13 protein-coding genes are annotated in these 14,948 nt (G+C 71.2%); 10 read left to right on the forward strand and 3 right to left on the reverse strand.

Features of this window, described 5'->3' with window-relative positions; genetic code table 11:
• Positions 1–110 precede the first annotated feature (110 nt).
• Positions 111–1,157 (reverse strand): cyclase family protein, encoded by a 1,047-nt coding sequence (locus QQM72_RS40305; protein WP_314225777.1) that lies wholly within the window; start codon positions 1,155–1,157, stop codon positions 111–113.
• A 164-nt stretch (positions 1,158–1,321) separates the two neighbouring features.
• Between QQM72_RS40305 and QQM72_RS40310 the strand changes: the two genes are divergently transcribed.
• Together QQM72_RS40310 and QQM72_RS40315 are read left to right on the forward strand one after the other, a co-directional pair.
• Positions 1,322–1,720, forward strand: coding sequence for a nuclear transport factor 2 family protein (locus QQM72_RS40310; RefSeq protein WP_314225778.1), 399 nt, complete (start codon positions 1,322–1,324; stop codon positions 1,718–1,720).
• A 67-nt stretch (positions 1,721–1,787) separates the two neighbouring features.
• Entirely contained in the window at positions 1,788–2,195 is a 408-nt protein-coding gene (locus QQM72_RS40315) for a nuclear transport factor 2 family protein (RefSeq protein WP_314225779.1), read from the forward strand.
• A gap of 63 nt (positions 2,196–2,258) precedes the next feature.
• On the opposite strand, the gene QQM72_RS40320 is transcribed toward QQM72_RS40315, so the two are convergent.
• On the reverse strand, positions 2,259–3,902 hold the full coding sequence (locus QQM72_RS40320) for a flavin-containing monooxygenase (RefSeq protein WP_314225780.1): 1,644 nt from the start codon (positions 3,900–3,902) through the stop codon (positions 2,259–2,261).
• A gap of 178 nt (positions 3,903–4,080) precedes the next feature.
• On the opposite strand from QQM72_RS40320, the gene QQM72_RS40325 reads away from it, so the two are divergent.
• The 6 genes from QQM72_RS40325 to QQM72_RS40350 all read left to right on the forward strand — a co-directional run bounded on the left by QQM72_RS40325 (position 4,081) and on the right by QQM72_RS40350 (position 9,172).
• A complete protein-coding gene (locus QQM72_RS40325; RefSeq protein ID WP_020129389.1) occupies positions 4,081–4,473 on the forward strand; it encodes a carboxymuconolactone decarboxylase family protein in 393 nt (130 codons plus the stop codon).
• A gap of 74 nt (positions 4,474–4,547) precedes the next feature.
• Positions 4,548–5,288 carry an SDR family NAD(P)-dependent oxidoreductase gene (locus tag QQM72_RS40330; protein WP_314225781.1) on the forward strand — a complete coding sequence of 247 codons (741 nt, stop codon included), beginning with the start codon at positions 4,548–4,550 and terminating at the stop codon, positions 5,286–5,288.
• 55 nt (positions 5,289–5,343) lie between these two features.
• The gene (locus QQM72_RS40335; RefSeq protein ID WP_314225782.1) at positions 5,344–6,546 is read left to right on the forward strand and encodes an NAD(P)/FAD-dependent oxidoreductase; all 1,203 of its coding nucleotides are present in this window, start codon (positions 5,344–5,346) and stop codon (positions 6,544–6,546) included.
• A gap of 19 nt (positions 6,547–6,565) precedes the next feature.
• Positions 6,566–6,760 (forward strand): ferredoxin, encoded by a 195-nt coding sequence (locus QQM72_RS40340; RefSeq protein WP_314225783.1) that lies wholly within the window; start codon positions 6,566–6,568, stop codon positions 6,758–6,760.
• Between the two features lie 49 nt (positions 6,761–6,809).
• A complete protein-coding gene (locus QQM72_RS40345; protein WP_314225784.1) occupies positions 6,810–8,048 on the forward strand; it encodes a cytochrome P450 in 1,239 nt (412 codons plus the stop codon).
• A gap of 173 nt (positions 8,049–8,221) precedes the next feature.
• Entirely contained in the window at positions 8,222–9,172 is a 951-nt protein-coding gene (locus tag QQM72_RS40350) for an SDR family NAD(P)-dependent oxidoreductase (RefSeq protein WP_314225785.1), read from the forward strand.
• 619 nt (positions 9,173–9,791) lie between these two features.
• Here QQM72_RS40350 and QQM72_RS40355 read toward each other — a convergent pair.
• Positions 9,792–11,249 carry an MFS transporter gene (locus QQM72_RS40355; protein WP_314225786.1) on the reverse strand — a complete coding sequence of 486 codons (1,458 nt, stop codon included), beginning with the start codon at positions 11,247–11,249 and terminating at the stop codon, positions 9,792–9,794.
• A 667-nt stretch (positions 11,250–11,916) separates the two neighbouring features.
• Between QQM72_RS40355 and QQM72_RS40360 the strand changes: the two genes are divergently transcribed.
• Both QQM72_RS40360 and QQM72_RS40365 read left to right on the forward strand, forming a co-directional pair.
• Positions 11,917–13,971 (forward strand): phosphocholine-specific phospholipase C, encoded by a 2,055-nt coding sequence (locus QQM72_RS40360; RefSeq protein ID WP_314225787.1) that lies wholly within the window; start codon positions 11,917–11,919, stop codon positions 13,969–13,971.
• Between the two features lie 91 nt (positions 13,972–14,062).
• Positions 14,063–14,881: a phospholipid scramblase-related protein gene (locus QQM72_RS40365; protein WP_314225788.1), complete on the forward strand. Its 819-nt coding sequence runs from the start codon at positions 14,063–14,065 to the stop codon at positions 14,879–14,881.
• Positions 14,882–14,948 lie beyond the last annotated feature (67 nt).

A 14,948-nucleotide genomic window follows, 5' to 3' on the forward strand; every position in this document is an offset into this window, starting at 1 on the left:
GCCCCGGGACGAACGTCCCGGGGCCACCCCCTTGTGCGGACCGCCGTCGGTCCGGCTGTGCCGGCAGGGCCAGGGCGTGGGCCGACGGCGGTTCCGGTCGCGCCCGTGTGTCAGACGGTCGCGACCGGGGTGAGCGGACTGCCCTGGGTGCCGGGCAGGTTGAGCGGGGGAGCGGTGAGCAGGAAGCGGCTGCGGCCGTGCTCGCGCAGCCAGGCCGCGAGGTCGTGCAGGTACCACAGTTCACCCAGCGGGACGCCGAGCTTGAACAGGCACAGATGGTGGATGGGCAGCAGCGTGTGCGGACCCTGGGCCTGGGTGACGCCCACGCCCTCGACCGCGTAGTTGTCGGCGACCAGGCCCGCGATCTGCGACTCGGCGATCCAGTCGAGCAGCGCCGGGTCGTCCGCGTCGAGATAGGCGGCGGTGCGGTGGATGGCCACCGGGTCGGGGTTCTTCTCCCAGGCCAGCAGCTGGGTGGCGAAGCCGGTGTGCAGCAGGAGGATGTCGCCGGGCTCCACCACGACGTCGTCCGCCGCCATGATCTCCTGGAGTTTCGCCAGGCCGACCGCCTGGTAGCCGGTGCCCAGGTGGTGCGCGAGGTCGATCAGGACGCCCCGGCCCTGCACCCCGTGCTCGGCCATGTGCTCGAGACCGAGGTGGCGGGCGAAGCTGAGGCTCCCGCTGCCGTCCCCCTTGGCGTCCTCCCGCGGTCCGACGAGGTCGGTGCCGGGCCGGTAGCCGTTGTAGTAGACCGGCTCGGCGACGCCGTCGCCGTCGGCGTCGAACTCGGCGCCCTGGTGGGCCAGGGAGTCCCACTGGGTCGAGTACTGGAGCCACAGGGTCACCACGTCGTCGGACCACACGTCGACCAGGTCCGGCGAGAAGTGCTCGCTCGCCTTGATGTTGTAGAAGACGTCCTGCTGGTGCTGGAGGTCCTCGGTGGGCCGCAGGATCGGCGGGTAACGGCGCTGGTTCAGGGAGGTGCCGCCCGGATAGTCGAGCGGCAGGCTCAGGCTGAAGGTGATCCCGTGCTCGACCTCGCGGACCCCCTGGAGGACCTTCTCCGGCGTCATCAGGTTGATGCGCCCCAGTTCGTCGTCCTCACCGAACTCGCCCCATGTCGAACCGGGCGGCCGCTGCTTCCAACGCTTCGTCACGATAAACGCCTCCTCAGGCGACAGGTCCCCGTTGACTGCCATCCGCATGCTATGGAGATTGTACCGTTCGGTCAACAAGTCTGATTGCTTGAAATTCTGGCTTCAGATTATCCGCGTTTCAGTAATAGACTGACTGGTCGAAACGTCTATCCCTTGGAGGGGCAATGAGCGAATCCACACAGGCGTGGGTCGCGGCGGGCGTGCGTGCCGTGATCGGGGCGCACACACAGGCCCAGGACGCCGGCCGCACCGACGACGTCGTCGCGCTGTACACACCCGACGCGGTCCTGGAGCTGCCGGGGACGGATCCCCTCCAGGGGCACGACGCGCTGCGTGAGGCCTTCAAGGGATGGGCGCCGGCCCAGCCGCAACTGCACCTGGTGACCAACACCGTCGTCACCGCCCTGGGGCCCGACGAGGCGACGGCGGCGAGCGACGTGGCCTTCCTCCAGCGCGGCGAGTCGGGCTGGGCGGTGCAGGTCGTCGGGCACTACGACGACACGCTGCGCCGCGTCGACGGCACCTGGCTGCTGCGGAGCAGGAAGACGACGTATCAGGTCTGACCGCCGTCCCCCGCCGTCCCCCGTTCCACGCTTTCCGCCCTTTCCGTCCCTTCGACCCTGGAGAGAGATGAGTACGACTTCTGCCGACACCGAGGCCTCGGTCGCCGCCGGTGTGCACTGCGCCATCGCCGCCTACGCGCAGGCGCTGGACGCCGGCCGCACCGGAGACCTCGCCGACCTCTTCGTGCCGGACGGTGTCGCCGAGATAACCGGTATGGCCACCTTCGAGGGCCAGGACGCCATCAGGGAGGGCTTCGCGGGCTTCGCGCCGGCCGCGCCGCAGCTGCACCTGGTGGCCAACACGGTGCTCACCTCGCACACCGACGAGGAGGCCACGGCCGTCAGCGACCTGGCGTTCTTCCAGCGCGGCGAGTCGGGCTGGACGGTACAACTGGTCGGCCGCTACGACGACACACTGCGCCGGCACGAGGGCGTCTGGAAGTTCCGTCGCAGGGTCACGACCTTCCGGTCCTAGCGGACCGCCCGGCCCCGGACGCCCGTGCCGCCCGCCCCGCGGGCGGCACGGGCGTCCGCCTGCTCAGACCGCCGGATCCGGGGCCTCGGCCTTGGTGAAGGTGAAGGCCGGGAAGTCGTTCTCCACCGACTCGCGGATCAGCTCCTGGAGCTTCCAGCGCCCGGTCGGGTTCAGCAGCTGCCTGACCGGCTTGCCGGGGATGTTGGCACCGTAGAAGTAGCTGCTCTTGAGGAAGGACGACTGTCCCGCGCTGTCGTTGACGAGGTCCGTCCACTCCTGCTCGGCGGCGGTCGTGACCTCGACGACGTCGTGGCCGTGCTCGCGCGCGTGGACGAGCAGGTCCATGACGTACTCCACCTGGTCGCCGGAGTAGCGCGGGTTGTTGCCGAGCGCGCCGTGCGGTCCGCCGGGGAACCAGAAGTTGGGGAAGCCGGCGGCCGTCACCCCGAGGTAGGTCGACGGCCCGTCCGCCCAGTACTCCTCCAGGGGAAGACCCCGGCGACCGCGCACGCCGAGGCGGTTGAGGGCGCCGGTGCCGAAGTCGTAGCCGGTCGCCCAGATGATGATGTCGAACTCCTGGTGGCCCTCGGAGGTCTCGATCCCGGTCTCGGTGATGCGGACGATCGGCGTCTCGTTGATGTCGACGAGCCGGACGGCCGGCTTGTTGTAGGCCTCGTAGTAGCCGGTGCCGAACGGGGGCCGCCGGCCGCCGTAGCCGTGACCCTTGGGGATCAGCTTCTCGGCCGTCGCCGGATCCTTGACGATGGAGCGGATCTTGGCGGCGATGAACTCGCACCACTCGTCGTTGACCGTGGCGTTCGTGGTCATGTCGTAGTAGTGCTCGGAGAGCTTCGTGAAGCCGGGGCCGTTCCACCGCGTCTCGTAGAACTCCTGGCGCTGCTCGGGGGAGTCCTCCAGGCCCGACCGCATGGTGATCTGGTGCAGGAAACCGCTCGGCGAGGCGTTGAGGGTGTCCCGGACGGACTCGTAGCCGCTCTTGAGCTCGGCCTGTTCCTCGGACGTGATCGGCCGGTTGTTGAGCGGGGTCAGCCAGTCGGCCACCTTCTGGTACACCGTCAGCCGCGCGACCTCGTCGGCGATCGCGGGCACGATCTGGACGCCGCTGGATCCGGTGCCGATCTGGGCCACCCGCTTGCCGGCGAAGTCCACCGGGGTCGCGGGCCAGCGGCCGGTGTGGTGCTGCTCGCCGCGGAAGTCCTCGCGGCCCGGGATGCCGGGGACGAAGGGCACGGAGAGGATGCCGGTCGCGGCCACGACGTGACGCGCCCGGTGTTCGGTGCCGTCCTCGGTGCGCACGGCCCAGGTGCCGGTGGCCTCGTCCCAGACCGCCTCGGTCACCTTCGCGCCGAACACCATGTGGCGCCGCAGGTCGAACCGGTCGACCACGTGGTTGAAGTAGCGCTCGATCTCCGGCTGGCCGGCGAAGTGCTCCGACCACTCCCACTCCTCCCACAGCTCCTTGGAGAACAGGTAGCCGTAGGTGTAGCTCTCGGAGTCGAAGCGCGCCTCGGGGTAGCGGTTCCAGTACCAGGTGCCGCCCACGCCGCCGCCCGCCTCGAGCAGCTTCGTCGAGAACCCGGACTCCCGGGCCCGGTACAGCTGGCCGATGCCGGTGACGCCGGCGCCGATGACCAGGACGTCCACGAGGCCCTGGTCCGCCGGGCCCGTCTTCGTGGTGTCGCTCATGTGCTCTCCCGCGTGAGCCTTGATTGTTATGTCGACCGGTCGATCGAATATTGAGGTGAGAGTAGAGGAGGTGTCGGATTCGTTCAATGGATGCGAATCTCGGCTCGGACATTGATTGTACCGACCGTCTGGTCTAACTTTCGCTTCAGGGACGCGAAGCCGCGCGACGGGAGCAGTCATGAGTGACAACAGCGTCGAGGAAACCACCGATCTGCGGGCCGCGGGCTGGAAGGCCATGCGGGCCGCGCTGCCGGGCGTCTTCCCCGAGGACGACGTCGATCTGCGGGACGGCCGCTTCGGGGAGGAACTCGTCGACATCGGTCTCACCAGCGTCTGGGGAGCGCTGTGGGGGCGCGAGGGGCTCGCCCCGCGCGACCGCAGCCTGGTCACGCTCGGGATCCTCATCGCCCTCGGCGCCGAGACCGAGCTGAAGACCCACGTCCGGATCGCGCTGACGAACGGCCTGACCCAGGACGAGATCGCCGAGGTCGTCTACCACTCCAGCGGCTACACCGGGTTCCCGCGGGCGGTCGCCGCCCGCACCGCCGCCCGCGAGGCGCTGGAGGGCTGACGGCCCCGCCCGGGTGCACCCCGCGCCCGGGTGTCAGCGAGCGGGGGCCCACACCGAGCACACGAGGAGCACACATGTCACTTCAGGGAAAGGTCGCGGTCGTCACCGGCGGCGCGCGGGGAATCGGACGCGGGATCGCGACCGTGCTCGCGGCCAAGGGCGCCGCGGTGGCGGTCTGGGACCTGAACACCGAGGGCGCCGAGAAGACCGCCGCGGAGATCCAGGCGGCCGGCGGCACGGCCCTCGCGGTGGGCGGTGACGCCGCCGACGCCGAGGCCGTGGCCCGCTCCGCGGCACGCACCCGCGACGAACTGGGGCCGGTCACGATCCTCGTCAACAACGCGGGGACGACCGCCTACGAGCCCTTCACCCGGATCAGCGAGGCGTCCTGGGACCGCATGATCGGGATCAACCTCAAGGGACCGTTCCTGGTCACCCGGGAGCTGGTGCCCGACATGCTCGAAGCCGGCTGGGGCCGGATCGTCAACATCTCCTCGTCCTCCGCCCAGACCGGCGCGCCCGCCATGGCGCACTACGCGGCCTCCAAGGGCGGCGTCATCGGCCTCACCAGGGCGCTGGCGGTCGAGTACATCGACAAGGGCATCACCGTCAACCACGTCCCGCCCGGGTTCATCGACACCCCGCTGGTGCGCCAGGGCCCCGTCGACGTGGACGCGGTCGCGGCCACCATGCCGATGAAGCGGGCCGGTACGCCCGAGGACGTCGCGCACGCGGTGGCCTACCTGGCCTCGCCGGAGGCGGGCTATGTGACCGGCCAGACCGTCAGCGTCAACGGCGGGCGCTACCTCACCTGACCGAGCCGTCCCGCCGCACCCGGAACACCGCACCAACGCCGTACTGGAGCCGAGAATGAGCATCGACGACGTCAGGGCCCCGGCCCGCGTCCTGGTAGTGGGCGCCTCCGCGTCCGGACTGACCACCGTGGAGACCCTGCGCCGCAAGGGCTACGAGGGCCGGATCACGGTGCTCGGCGACGAGCCGCACGCCCCGTACGACCGTCCGCCGCTGTCCAAGCAGGTGCTGTTGGGCGCATGGGAGCCGGAGCGGGCCGCGCTGCGCACCCAGGACGCCCTGTCGGCGCTCGACGCCGAGTTCGTCCTGGGCGACCCGGCGGTCGCACTGGACCGGGCGTCGCGCGGTGTCCGCACGGAGTCCGGGCGGGAGCTGCGGGCCGACGCGATCGTCATCGCCACGGGGGTCCGGGCCCGGCGCCTGCCCGGCTCGGAGGACCTCGCCGGCGTCCACGTACTGCGCACCCTCGACGACGCGCTGGCCCTGCGCGCCGGGCTGCCGGCCGGCACCCGGCTGGTGGTCGTCGGCGAGGGCGTGCTCGGCTCCGAGATCGCGGCCACCGCACGGACCATGGGTCTGGACGTCACGCTCACCGGCCCGCTGTCGGCGCCGATGGCGCTCCAGGTGGGCCCGCTGGTGTCGGGCGTGCTGGCCGGCCTGCACACCGAGCGGGGCGTCGAGCTCCGGCTCGGCAACGGCGTCGTCGGACTCCCCGCCGAGGGCGGCCGGGTCACCGGCGTCCGGCTCGCCACCGAGGAGGTGCTCCCGGCCGACGCGGTGGTCGTGGCGATCGGCGCGACCCCGGCGACCGAGTGGCTCGCCGACAGCGGGCTGGAGCTCGACAACGGGGTGGTCTGCGACTCCCACTGCCGGGCGGAGGAGGGGATCTACGCCGTCGGTGACGTGGCCCGCTGGCACCACGAGGGCCTCGGCCGGCTCGTCCGCCTGGAGAACCGGACCAACGCCACGGAACAGGCCATGGCGGTCGCCGGGGAGATCCTCGGCGCGGACCGGCCGTACGCACCGGTGCCGTACTTCTGGACCGACCAGTACGACGCCAAGCTCCAGGTGCACGGCTTCCTGCCCCCCGACGCCGAAGTGGACGTCGTCGAGGGCGATCTGACGGCCCGTCGCTTCGTCGCCCGGTACCGCAGCGAGGGCCGGGTCACCGGGGTGCTCGGCTGGAACATGCCCAAGCAGGCCCGCATACGCCGTCAGGAGATCGTCGACGGTCTCGACGCTCCCGCCCCGACCCACTGAACGATCAGGAGAGATTCCCATGAAGGTTGTCGTCGACGAGGAGAAGTGCGTCGCCGCCGGACAGTGCGTGGCCGCCGCCATGGACGTGTTCGACCAGCGCGAGGACGACGGCATCGTCGTCCTGCTGGACGAGAACCCGCCGGCCGAACTGGCCGAGGACGTACGCAACGCCGCCGCGGTGTGCCCTGCGCTCGCGATCCGCATCGAGGAGTAGACCCCCGAACTTCGCCCCTTCCCCCCCATCCCCCACCGGAGGAACATCCATGGCCGAGGCAGACACCCGGAACGCGCCCGACGAGTCCCTCTACTTCTACCAGGACGAGCGGGACGCCAAGTGCCCCTTCGCACCGCCGCCCGGGCTGCGCGCCCTGAACGAAAAGGGTCCCGTGACCCGCGGCCGGATCTGGGACGGCAGCACCCCCTGGCTCGTCACGGGTCACGCCGCCCAGCGCGCCATCCTGTCCGATCCCCGGGTCAGCTCGGACGACAAGCGGCCGGGCTTCCCTTATCCCAACCGGGCCATGGCGCAGACCGCCCCCCACCACCCGCTCACGATCTTCAACGCCGACGGCGCCGACCACACGCGGATCCGCCGCATGATGACCCGCCCGTTCACCCGCCCCCGGATGGAGGCGCTGCGGCCGGACATCCAGAGGTTCACGGACGAGCTCATCGACAGGATGCTGGCGGGCCCGAAGCCGGTGAACCTGGTGACGGCGCTGTCACTGCCGCTGCCCTCGCTGATGATCTGCGCGCTGCTCGGTGTGCCGTACGAGGACCACGACTTCTTCCAGGAGCACGCCTCCTTCGCCACCAGGAGCGACAAGACGGCCGACGACGACCGCCGGGCGAGCGAGGCGCTGGGCGGCTACCTCGCCGGGCTGCTCCAGAAGAAGATGGAGGAGCCCGCGGACGACGTGCTCTCCGACTTCGCCGCGCGCGTCAAGGAGGGCGACCTCACCCTCCCCGAGGCCACCCTGCTCTCCATGATCCTGCTCATCGCAGGTCACGAGACCAGCGCGACCATGATCACGCTGGGCACCGCCCTGCTGCTGGAGAACCCCGCCGAAATCGCGCGGCTGCGCCGGGTCGAGGACACCCGGGACGCCGCAGGCGCGGTCGAGGAGATCCTGCGCTACCTGACCGTCGCGATGTTCGGGCAGCGGCGTATCGCCGCCGAGGACTTCGAGTTCGAGGGCGCGCAGATCAAGGCCGGGGACGGCATCGTCGTCCCGCTGCCCGCCGGCAACTGGGATCCCGAGGCGTTCCCCGAGCCCGAGAAGCTCGACCTCACCCGCAAGGCGAACCACCACCACGCCTTCGGCTGGGGCATCCACCAGTGCCTGGGCCAGCAGCTCGCCCGGATCGAACTCCAGGTCGTCTACGGCACGCTCTACCGGCGCGTCCCGACCCTCCGTCTCGCCGTCGACCGCGACGAGCTCGCGTTCCGTCCGGCCGACGCGCTCGCCTTCGGCATCAGCGAGCTGCCGGTGACCTGGTAGCCCGCGCAGCGCCGCACCACCCCGGGCGCGCTCGGCACCGGCCGCCCGGCCGGTCCCACCCACCCGGGCGGGACCGGCCACCGCATCCACCACCGGCATCCACAACCGCCATCCGCCACCCACACCCGCCAGCGCCACCGCATCCGCACACGGCAGCACAACAGGAGTCAGGCATGAGTGAGTTCAGCTTCGAAGGACGCGTCGCGGTCGTCACCGGCGCCGGCCGGGGGATCGGCCGGGCCCACGCCCGCCTGCTGGCGGAGCGCGGGGCGAAGGTCGTCGTCAACGACCTGGGCGGATCCATGGAGGGCGACGGCTCGGACACCGGACCGGCGCAGAGGGTCGTCGAGGAGATCGTCGCGGCCGGCGGCGAGGCCGTCGCCGACACCCACGACATCTCCACACCGGCGGGCGGACAGGCCGTCATCGACTCCGCGATCGAGCACTTCGGCCGCATCGACGTCCTCGTCAACAACGCGGGCATCATCCGTTGGGCCGGCCTGCCGGAAGTCGACGCGGAGAACCTGGAGCGCCACCTCGCCGTCCACCTCGTCGGCTCGTTCAACACGCTGCGCGCCGCCTGGCCGCACTTCGTCGAGCAGCAGTACGGCCGCGTCGTACTGACCACCTCCAGCGGCCTGTTCGGGCTCGACAACAACCTGTCGTACGCGGCGGCGAAGGCGGGCACGGTCGGGCTGGCCCGCAGCGCGAAGCTGTCGGGCGAGCCCCACGGGATCAAGGTCAACCTGATCGCCCCCGCGGCGATGACCCGGATGGGCGGCGGCCCCGAGGAGGAGCCCGCCGAGACGGCCCCCGGCATGCCGTACATGCCGTCGGACGCGGTGGCGCCGATGGTGGCGTACCTCGCGCACGAGAGCTGCCCGGTCAACGGCGAGATCTACACCGCAGGCGCCGGCCGCTTCGCGCGCCTGTTCATCGCCTCGACCGAGGGCTACGTCCACGAGGGCGGCGGTTCCGTCACCGTCGAGGACGTGGCGGGGAACTGGGACGCCATCAACGACGAGAAGGGCTACTACGTGCCGTCGGACCTGATGGCCTGGTCGGGCGCGTTCCTGAAGCACCAGTTCACACCGATCGCCGATCCCGCGAGCGCGGACGCGTAGGCGTACGGCGGCCGCACACACCCCACGGCCGCACGGCTGACGGGCATGACGCCGCGACAGCCGTGGGCTGGGCGGCGGCGGCCGAAGGCGCGCGGACGACGGTGGCCGAGGGCCGGGCGAAATGCCCGGCCCTCGCGGCGTTTCGCCGTGCGCGTCGGCAGCAGCCGAGGGACCGTCTGCCGTCTGCCGTCTGCCGTCTGCCGTCTGCCGTCTGCGGTCTGCGGTCTGCGGTCTGCGGTCTGCGGTCTGCGGTCTGCGGTCTGCGGTCTGCGGTCTGCGGTATGGCGTATGCGATATGAGGTCTGGCGCATGCGGTATGCCGCTCACGGTGTGCGGTGTGCGGATGATCGCGTACGACCGTGCAGGCCGGTGGCGCCTCGTGCGTGATGGCCCGGCCCGTGGGCAGCCGCCACGCCGGGTGGCGCGGCGAGCGGGACGGGCGCGGGTCGGCTCGGGGTGGTGAGGCCCGGGGCGGGTGAGGGCCGGGCCGGTGAAGGCCGGGGCGGCGCGCCAGAGGCCGGGTGGGACCGGCTCCGCCGTGGCGTCCTGCCCGGCCGAAGGGCCGGGGGAGGGAAGCGAGCGGAGCCGGTCCCACGTGGGGCACGCCGAGGCGGCGCGGTCAGGCCGCCTGGCCGACCTCGGCCTCGTCGAGGCGCTTGCTCCGGGGGACGAGAAGGACGAGCAGCGCGCCCAGAGCGCAGCAACCGACCACCAGCCAGAGGCCGTTCGTGAACCCGGCGTCGAGGTAGAACTGGGTGCCCTTGAGGATCGCGCCGTGCTGGGCCATCACGACGAAGGCCAGCTGCGAGACGATGATCTGCGCGACGCCCTGGCCGAGGGTCTGGGCGCCGTTGGCCAGCGCCTGCTCCTCTGGGGTGACCACCTCGATGATCATGATGGGCACGATGGCCATCACCATGCCCGTGCCGAGCCCGGCGATCAGGCCCATCTCCACGATCTGGGCGGCGTTGTGGTGCAGTTGGGTGCCGATGCCGTAGCCGAGGACCGTGAGGGCTGATCCGGTGCCCAGCAGGATGCGTGCGTCCACCCGGCGGGCGAGCCAACCGGTGCCGACGGCCGCCACGATGATCATTGCGCTGATCGGGCTGGTGACGATGGCGTTGTGGGTGCCGGACCAGCCCAGTCCCTCGGAGATCGTGGGGATGCTCGGCATCAGGATCAGCATCTGGATCACCACGCCGACGGCGCTGAGCGAGCCGGCCGCGATGGACGTGGCCAGCAGGACGGTCCACACCGGGCGGCGCCGTGTCATGGCCGGCGGGAAGAGCGGTTCGGCGACCCGGCGTTCGACGAACACGAAGGCGACCAGCGCGATCAGTGCCCCGGCGATGTACGTGGCGAACTTGCCGCTGTCCCAGCCCCAGTGCGATCCCTGGCCGACGGCATAGACGATCGCGGTGATGCCGCCGCCGAGCAGGATTCCGCCGACCCAGTCCATCCGGCCGCCCGCAGCGCGGATCGGGCTCTCGGGCACGAAGGCGGCCACCAGGACGAAACTCACCGCGGTGCTGATGGCCATGAACCACAGCACGCCGCGGAAGCCGTGGTCGTCCAGGAGCCAGCCGGACAGGAACGGCCCGCCGAAGGCGACGAGGCCGACACCGCCGGCGAGTATCCCGCTGGCGAGTCCGACCCAGCGGCGGGGGAACACGTCGCGGGTGATCGCGTAGGCGAGCGGGGCGGTGGCCGCGTAGACGCCCGCGATGCCGCGCCCGATGAGCAGCGTGCGGTAGTCGGTCGCGACGGCGGCGATCAGGTCGCCCACGAAGCCGAGTCCGGTGGCGACGAGCAGGACGCGCTTCTTGCCGAAGAGGGCCGCGGCCTTGACCGCGAACGGCAGGAAGAAGGTCCCCGTCAGCAGGGTCATCAGGGTGAACCAGGCGATCTCGGTGGTCCGGAAGTGGATCGCGACCTCGGCCTGCGCGATGCCGGACAACGCGGCCATGAGCGCGACCAGTTGGACGGTCCACACGAGCGCGACGACCACGAGGACGTTGCGCGAGGTGGTGGCGGATCTCTCCGGGGCCGGCGGGGCGACGGTTGGTGTCTGCGACATCGGGGCCTTCCATGGGTGAGCGGAGAACCAGGGAACGGCCCGAGTGACTGCGGGCCGGGGGGGTGGGGGACGAGCGCGCGGTGCGTGAGGCTTCGGTGCTTCGGTGCGGCTGCCGGAAAGATAGACCCAACGGTCGGTACAATCAATGAAACGCGCAGAAACCGGATTCTCCCGAAGCCGACGGCTCCCGCGCGGCAGCCCGTGCAGCCGCCTGACCAGCGCTCTTCGCCTCCTGGGCGGCGGGATGTCCCGCGATGAGCGAGCGGTTTCCGTCCCGCTCAGTGGAATGCCGGGGCGCCGGCCCCGTCAGCGGACGCGGGCCGCTGCCGTGCGGCCCAGGGCCAGGGCCAGGTCGGGGGCAGGGTTCGGGAGCGGGCAGGTGCCGTGGGGCCGCCCGCCTCGCCGAGCACGACCGCCCGCCGTCATCGCGTCCCGGCGGACACGCGCAGCGCGGGTTCCCGGCCAACCGCCGATTCCCGGCCCGGAGTCGGCGGACCGGAGCGCTTGGGGATCTCTTGGCCCGCCGCACACCCGTCGTACCGTCGACTTTCACACCGACGCCATCCGGGCCTTCCCTGACGTTCGGTGCCCTTGGAACACTCCTTGCGCGCGCATTGCGTCACGAACCGGCAGGCGCAGCCCCTTCCGTACGAGAGGTGCCTCACCCATGCCCGAAGTCAATCGGCGCCGATTCCTCCAACTCGCGGGCGCCACGACGGCGTTCACCGCTCTCTCCGGCAGCATCGAACGCGCCGCCGCGCTGCCCGCGAACCACCGCACGGGGTCGATCGAGGACGTCGAGCACATCGTCGTCCTGATGCAGGAGAACCGCTCCTTCGACCACTACTTCGGCAAGCTGCGCGGGGTCAGAGGCTTCGGCGACCCGCGCCCTGTCACCCTCCCGAACGGCAGGTCGGTCTGGCATCAGGCGGACGGCGCGGGCAAGGACGTCCTCCCGTTCCACCCCGATGCCGACGACCTGGGTCTCGCCTTCCTCCAGGACCTGCCGCACGGCTGGAACGACGGCCATGTCGCCTTCGACGGCGGCAAGTACGACAAGTGGGTGCCCGCCAAGAGCGCCACGACGATGGCGTACCTGACCCGCGAGGACATCCCCTTCCACTACGCGCTCGCCGACACCTTCACCGTCTGCGACGCCTACCACTGCTCCTTCATCGGCTCCACCGACCCCAACCGCTACTACCTGTGGACCGGACACACCGGCAACGACGGCAAGGGCGGCGGCCCGGTCCTCGGCAACGACGAGGCCGGCTACAGCTGGACGACCTACCCCGAACGTCTGGAGCGGGCCGGGGTCTCCTGGAAGATCTACCAGGACGTCGGCGACGGCCTGGACGCGAAGGGCAGCTGGGGCTGGATCCAGGACGCCTACCGCGGCAACTACGGCGACAACTCGCTGCTCTACTTCAAGCAGTACCAGAACGCCCAGCCCGGCGACCCGCTGTACGACAAGGCCCGCACCGGTACCGACGCCCGCACGGGCGAGGGGTACTTCGAGCGGTTGAAGGCGGACGTCAAGGGCGGCCGACTGCCGCAGATCTCCTGGATCGCCGCCCCCGAGGCCTTCACCGAACACCCCAACTGGCCCGCGAACTACGGCGCCTGGTACATCGCCCAGGTCCTCGACGCGCTCACCTGCGACCCGAAGGTGTGGGCGAAGACGGCCCTGTTCGTCACCTACGACGAGAACGACGGCTTCTTCGACCACCTGCTCCCGCCGTTCCCGCCGGCCTCGGCCGCGCAGGGCCGCTCGACGGTCGACGTGGGCCTCGACGTCTTCCCGGGCGACAGCGGCCACGCCGCCGGCCCCTACGGACTCGGCCAGCGGGTGCCCATGCTCGTGATCTCCCCCTGGAGCAAGGGCGGTTACGTCTGCTCCGAGACGCTCGACCACACCTCGGTCATCCGGTTCATGGAGCGCCGCTTCGGCGTCCACGAGCCGAACATCTCGCCGTGGCGGCGCGCGGTGTGCGGCGACCTGACGTCCGCGTTCGACTTCACCCGCCCGGACACCCGGCCGGTCGCCCTGCCGGACACCGACGGCTACGAGCCCCCGGACCGCGGCCGCCACCCCGACTACGTGCCCACCCCGCCGGCCGTCCCCGTCCTGCCGAAGCAGGAGCGCGGCACGCGGCCCACCCGCCCGCTCACCTACGCGCCCGCCGTGCACGGTTCGGTGGACCCGACCGCGGGGACCCTCACCCTCACCTTCGCCTCCGGGGCCCAGGCCGGCGCCGCCTTCCTGGTCACCTCCGGCAACCGCGCCGACGGACCGTGGAGCTACACCACCGCGGCGGGCGCGACCGTCTCGGACACCTGGAACTCGGCGTACTCGGGCGGCTCGCACGACCTGACCGTGCACGGCCCGAACGGATTCCTGCGCGTCTTCAAGGGGACGGGCAAGGCGGCCGGGACCGAGGTGAGCGCCCGGCACGTCGGCGACGGCCTGGAACTGACCTTCACCCACCGGGGCTACGGCACGGTGGAGCTGAAGGTGGCCGACGGCTACGGCGGGCGGCCCACGACCGTCAGGCTGCGGCCCGGCGGATCGCTCAGGCGGACCCTGGACCTGCGGGCGAGCCGCCGGTGGTACGACGTCACCGTCACGTCCGGCGCCGACCCGGCGTTCCTGCGGCGGTTCGCCGGACACGTCGAGAACGGCCGCCCCGGCGTGAGCGATCCGGCGATCGTCACGGAGTGACCCGGTTGGGCCGCTGCCACGGTAAATGCGCGGTGCACACCGCATCGTGGGGGCTGGTCAGGTCGCGGTGGGCTCGGGGTAGTGTGCCCCGGTGACCACGCATTCGAACACACCTTCAGGCTGGTACCCGGACCCCAACGGGGCGGACCGGATCCTGCGTTACTGGGACGGCGCCCAGTGGACCGAGCACACGCACGAGGCCGGCAAGGGCCAGGCCGCGCCGCAGGTGCCCCACCAGGCGGGGCCGGACGAGCGCGTCCAGCGCCAGGTGCAGCAGCAGGCCGGGGTCGCGGCGGGCGGCCCCGGCGGCGGCACGCTGTTCAGCGAGCCGGTGCTGGTGGTGAACCAGAAGGCCAAGCTGATCGAGCTGACCAACGAGTACAAGGTGATGGACCAGCACGGCGGTCAGCTCGGCTCGGTCGTCCAGGTCGGCCAGAGCGCGCTGCGCAAGATCCTGCGCTTCGTCGTCAGCATCGACCAGTACCTGACGCACAGGCTGGAGATCCGCGACGTCCACGGGCAGCCGGTGCTGCTGCTGACGCGTCCGGCGAAGTTCCTCAAGTCGCGGGTGGTCGTGACGCGCCCCGACGGGCAGCCGGTCGGCGAGATCGTCCAGCAGAACGTCTTCGGAAAGATCAACTTCGCCATCAACGCGGACGGCCGTCAGGTCGGCGCGATCAAGGCGGAGAACTGGCGGGCCTGGAACTTCGCGATCGTCGACCACGCCGACAACGAGGTCGCCCGGATCACCAAGACCTGGGAAGGCCTCGCCAAGACGATGTTCACCACGGCGGACAACTACGTCCTGCAGATCCACTACCAGTTGCCCGAGCCGCTGCTGAGCCTGGTCGTCGCCACGGCCCTGACCGTGGACACCGCGCTCAAGCAGGACTCGCGCGGCCTGGGCTGACGCCCTTCGCGAAGAGAGGCGGGGGGCGCCCCCCCCCGTCCAGTCCGAAGCCCGGGGCTTCACCAGC

This window comes from Streptomyces zaehneri, assembly GCF_032248645.1.
Taxonomy (GTDB): Bacteria; Actinomycetota; Actinomycetes; order Streptomycetales; family Streptomycetaceae; genus Streptomyces; species Streptomyces coriariae.

Excerpts from the sequence above, each read along its gene's own strand:
- QQM72_RS40310 (WP_314225778.1), top strand. The coding sequence starts at position 1,322 with ATGAGCGAATCCACACAGGCGTGGGTCGCGGCGGGCGTGCGTGCCGTG.
- QQM72_RS40315 (WP_314225779.1), top strand. The coding sequence starts at position 1,788 with ATGAGTACGACTTCTGCCGACACCGAGGCCTCGGTCGCCGCCGGTGTG.
- QQM72_RS40320 (WP_314225780.1), bottom strand. The coding sequence starts at position 3,902 with ATGAGCGACACCACGAAGACGGGCCCGGCGGACCAGGGCCTCGTGGAC.
- QQM72_RS40325 (WP_020129389.1), top strand. The coding sequence starts at position 4,081 with ATGAGTGACAACAGCGTCGAGGAAACCACCGATCTGCGGGCCGCGGGC.
- QQM72_RS40330 (WP_314225781.1), top strand. The coding sequence starts at position 4,548 with ATGTCACTTCAGGGAAAGGTCGCGGTCGTCACCGGCGGCGCGCGGGGA.
- QQM72_RS40335 (WP_314225782.1), top strand. The coding sequence starts at position 5,344 with ATGAGCATCGACGACGTCAGGGCCCCGGCCCGCGTCCTGGTAGTGGGC.
- QQM72_RS40340 (WP_314225783.1), top strand. The coding sequence starts at position 6,566 with ATGAAGGTTGTCGTCGACGAGGAGAAGTGCGTCGCCGCCGGACAGTGC.
- QQM72_RS40345 (WP_314225784.1), top strand. The coding sequence starts at position 6,810 with ATGGCCGAGGCAGACACCCGGAACGCGCCCGACGAGTCCCTCTACTTC.
- QQM72_RS40350 (WP_314225785.1), top strand. The coding sequence starts at position 8,222 with ATGAGTGAGTTCAGCTTCGAAGGACGCGTCGCGGTCGTCACCGGCGCC.
- QQM72_RS40355 (WP_314225786.1), bottom strand. The coding sequence starts at position 11,249 with ATGTCGCAGACACCAACCGTCGCCCCGCCGGCCCCGGAGAGATCCGCC.
- QQM72_RS40360 (WP_314225787.1), top strand. The coding sequence starts at position 11,917 with ATGCCCGAAGTCAATCGGCGCCGATTCCTCCAACTCGCGGGCGCCACG.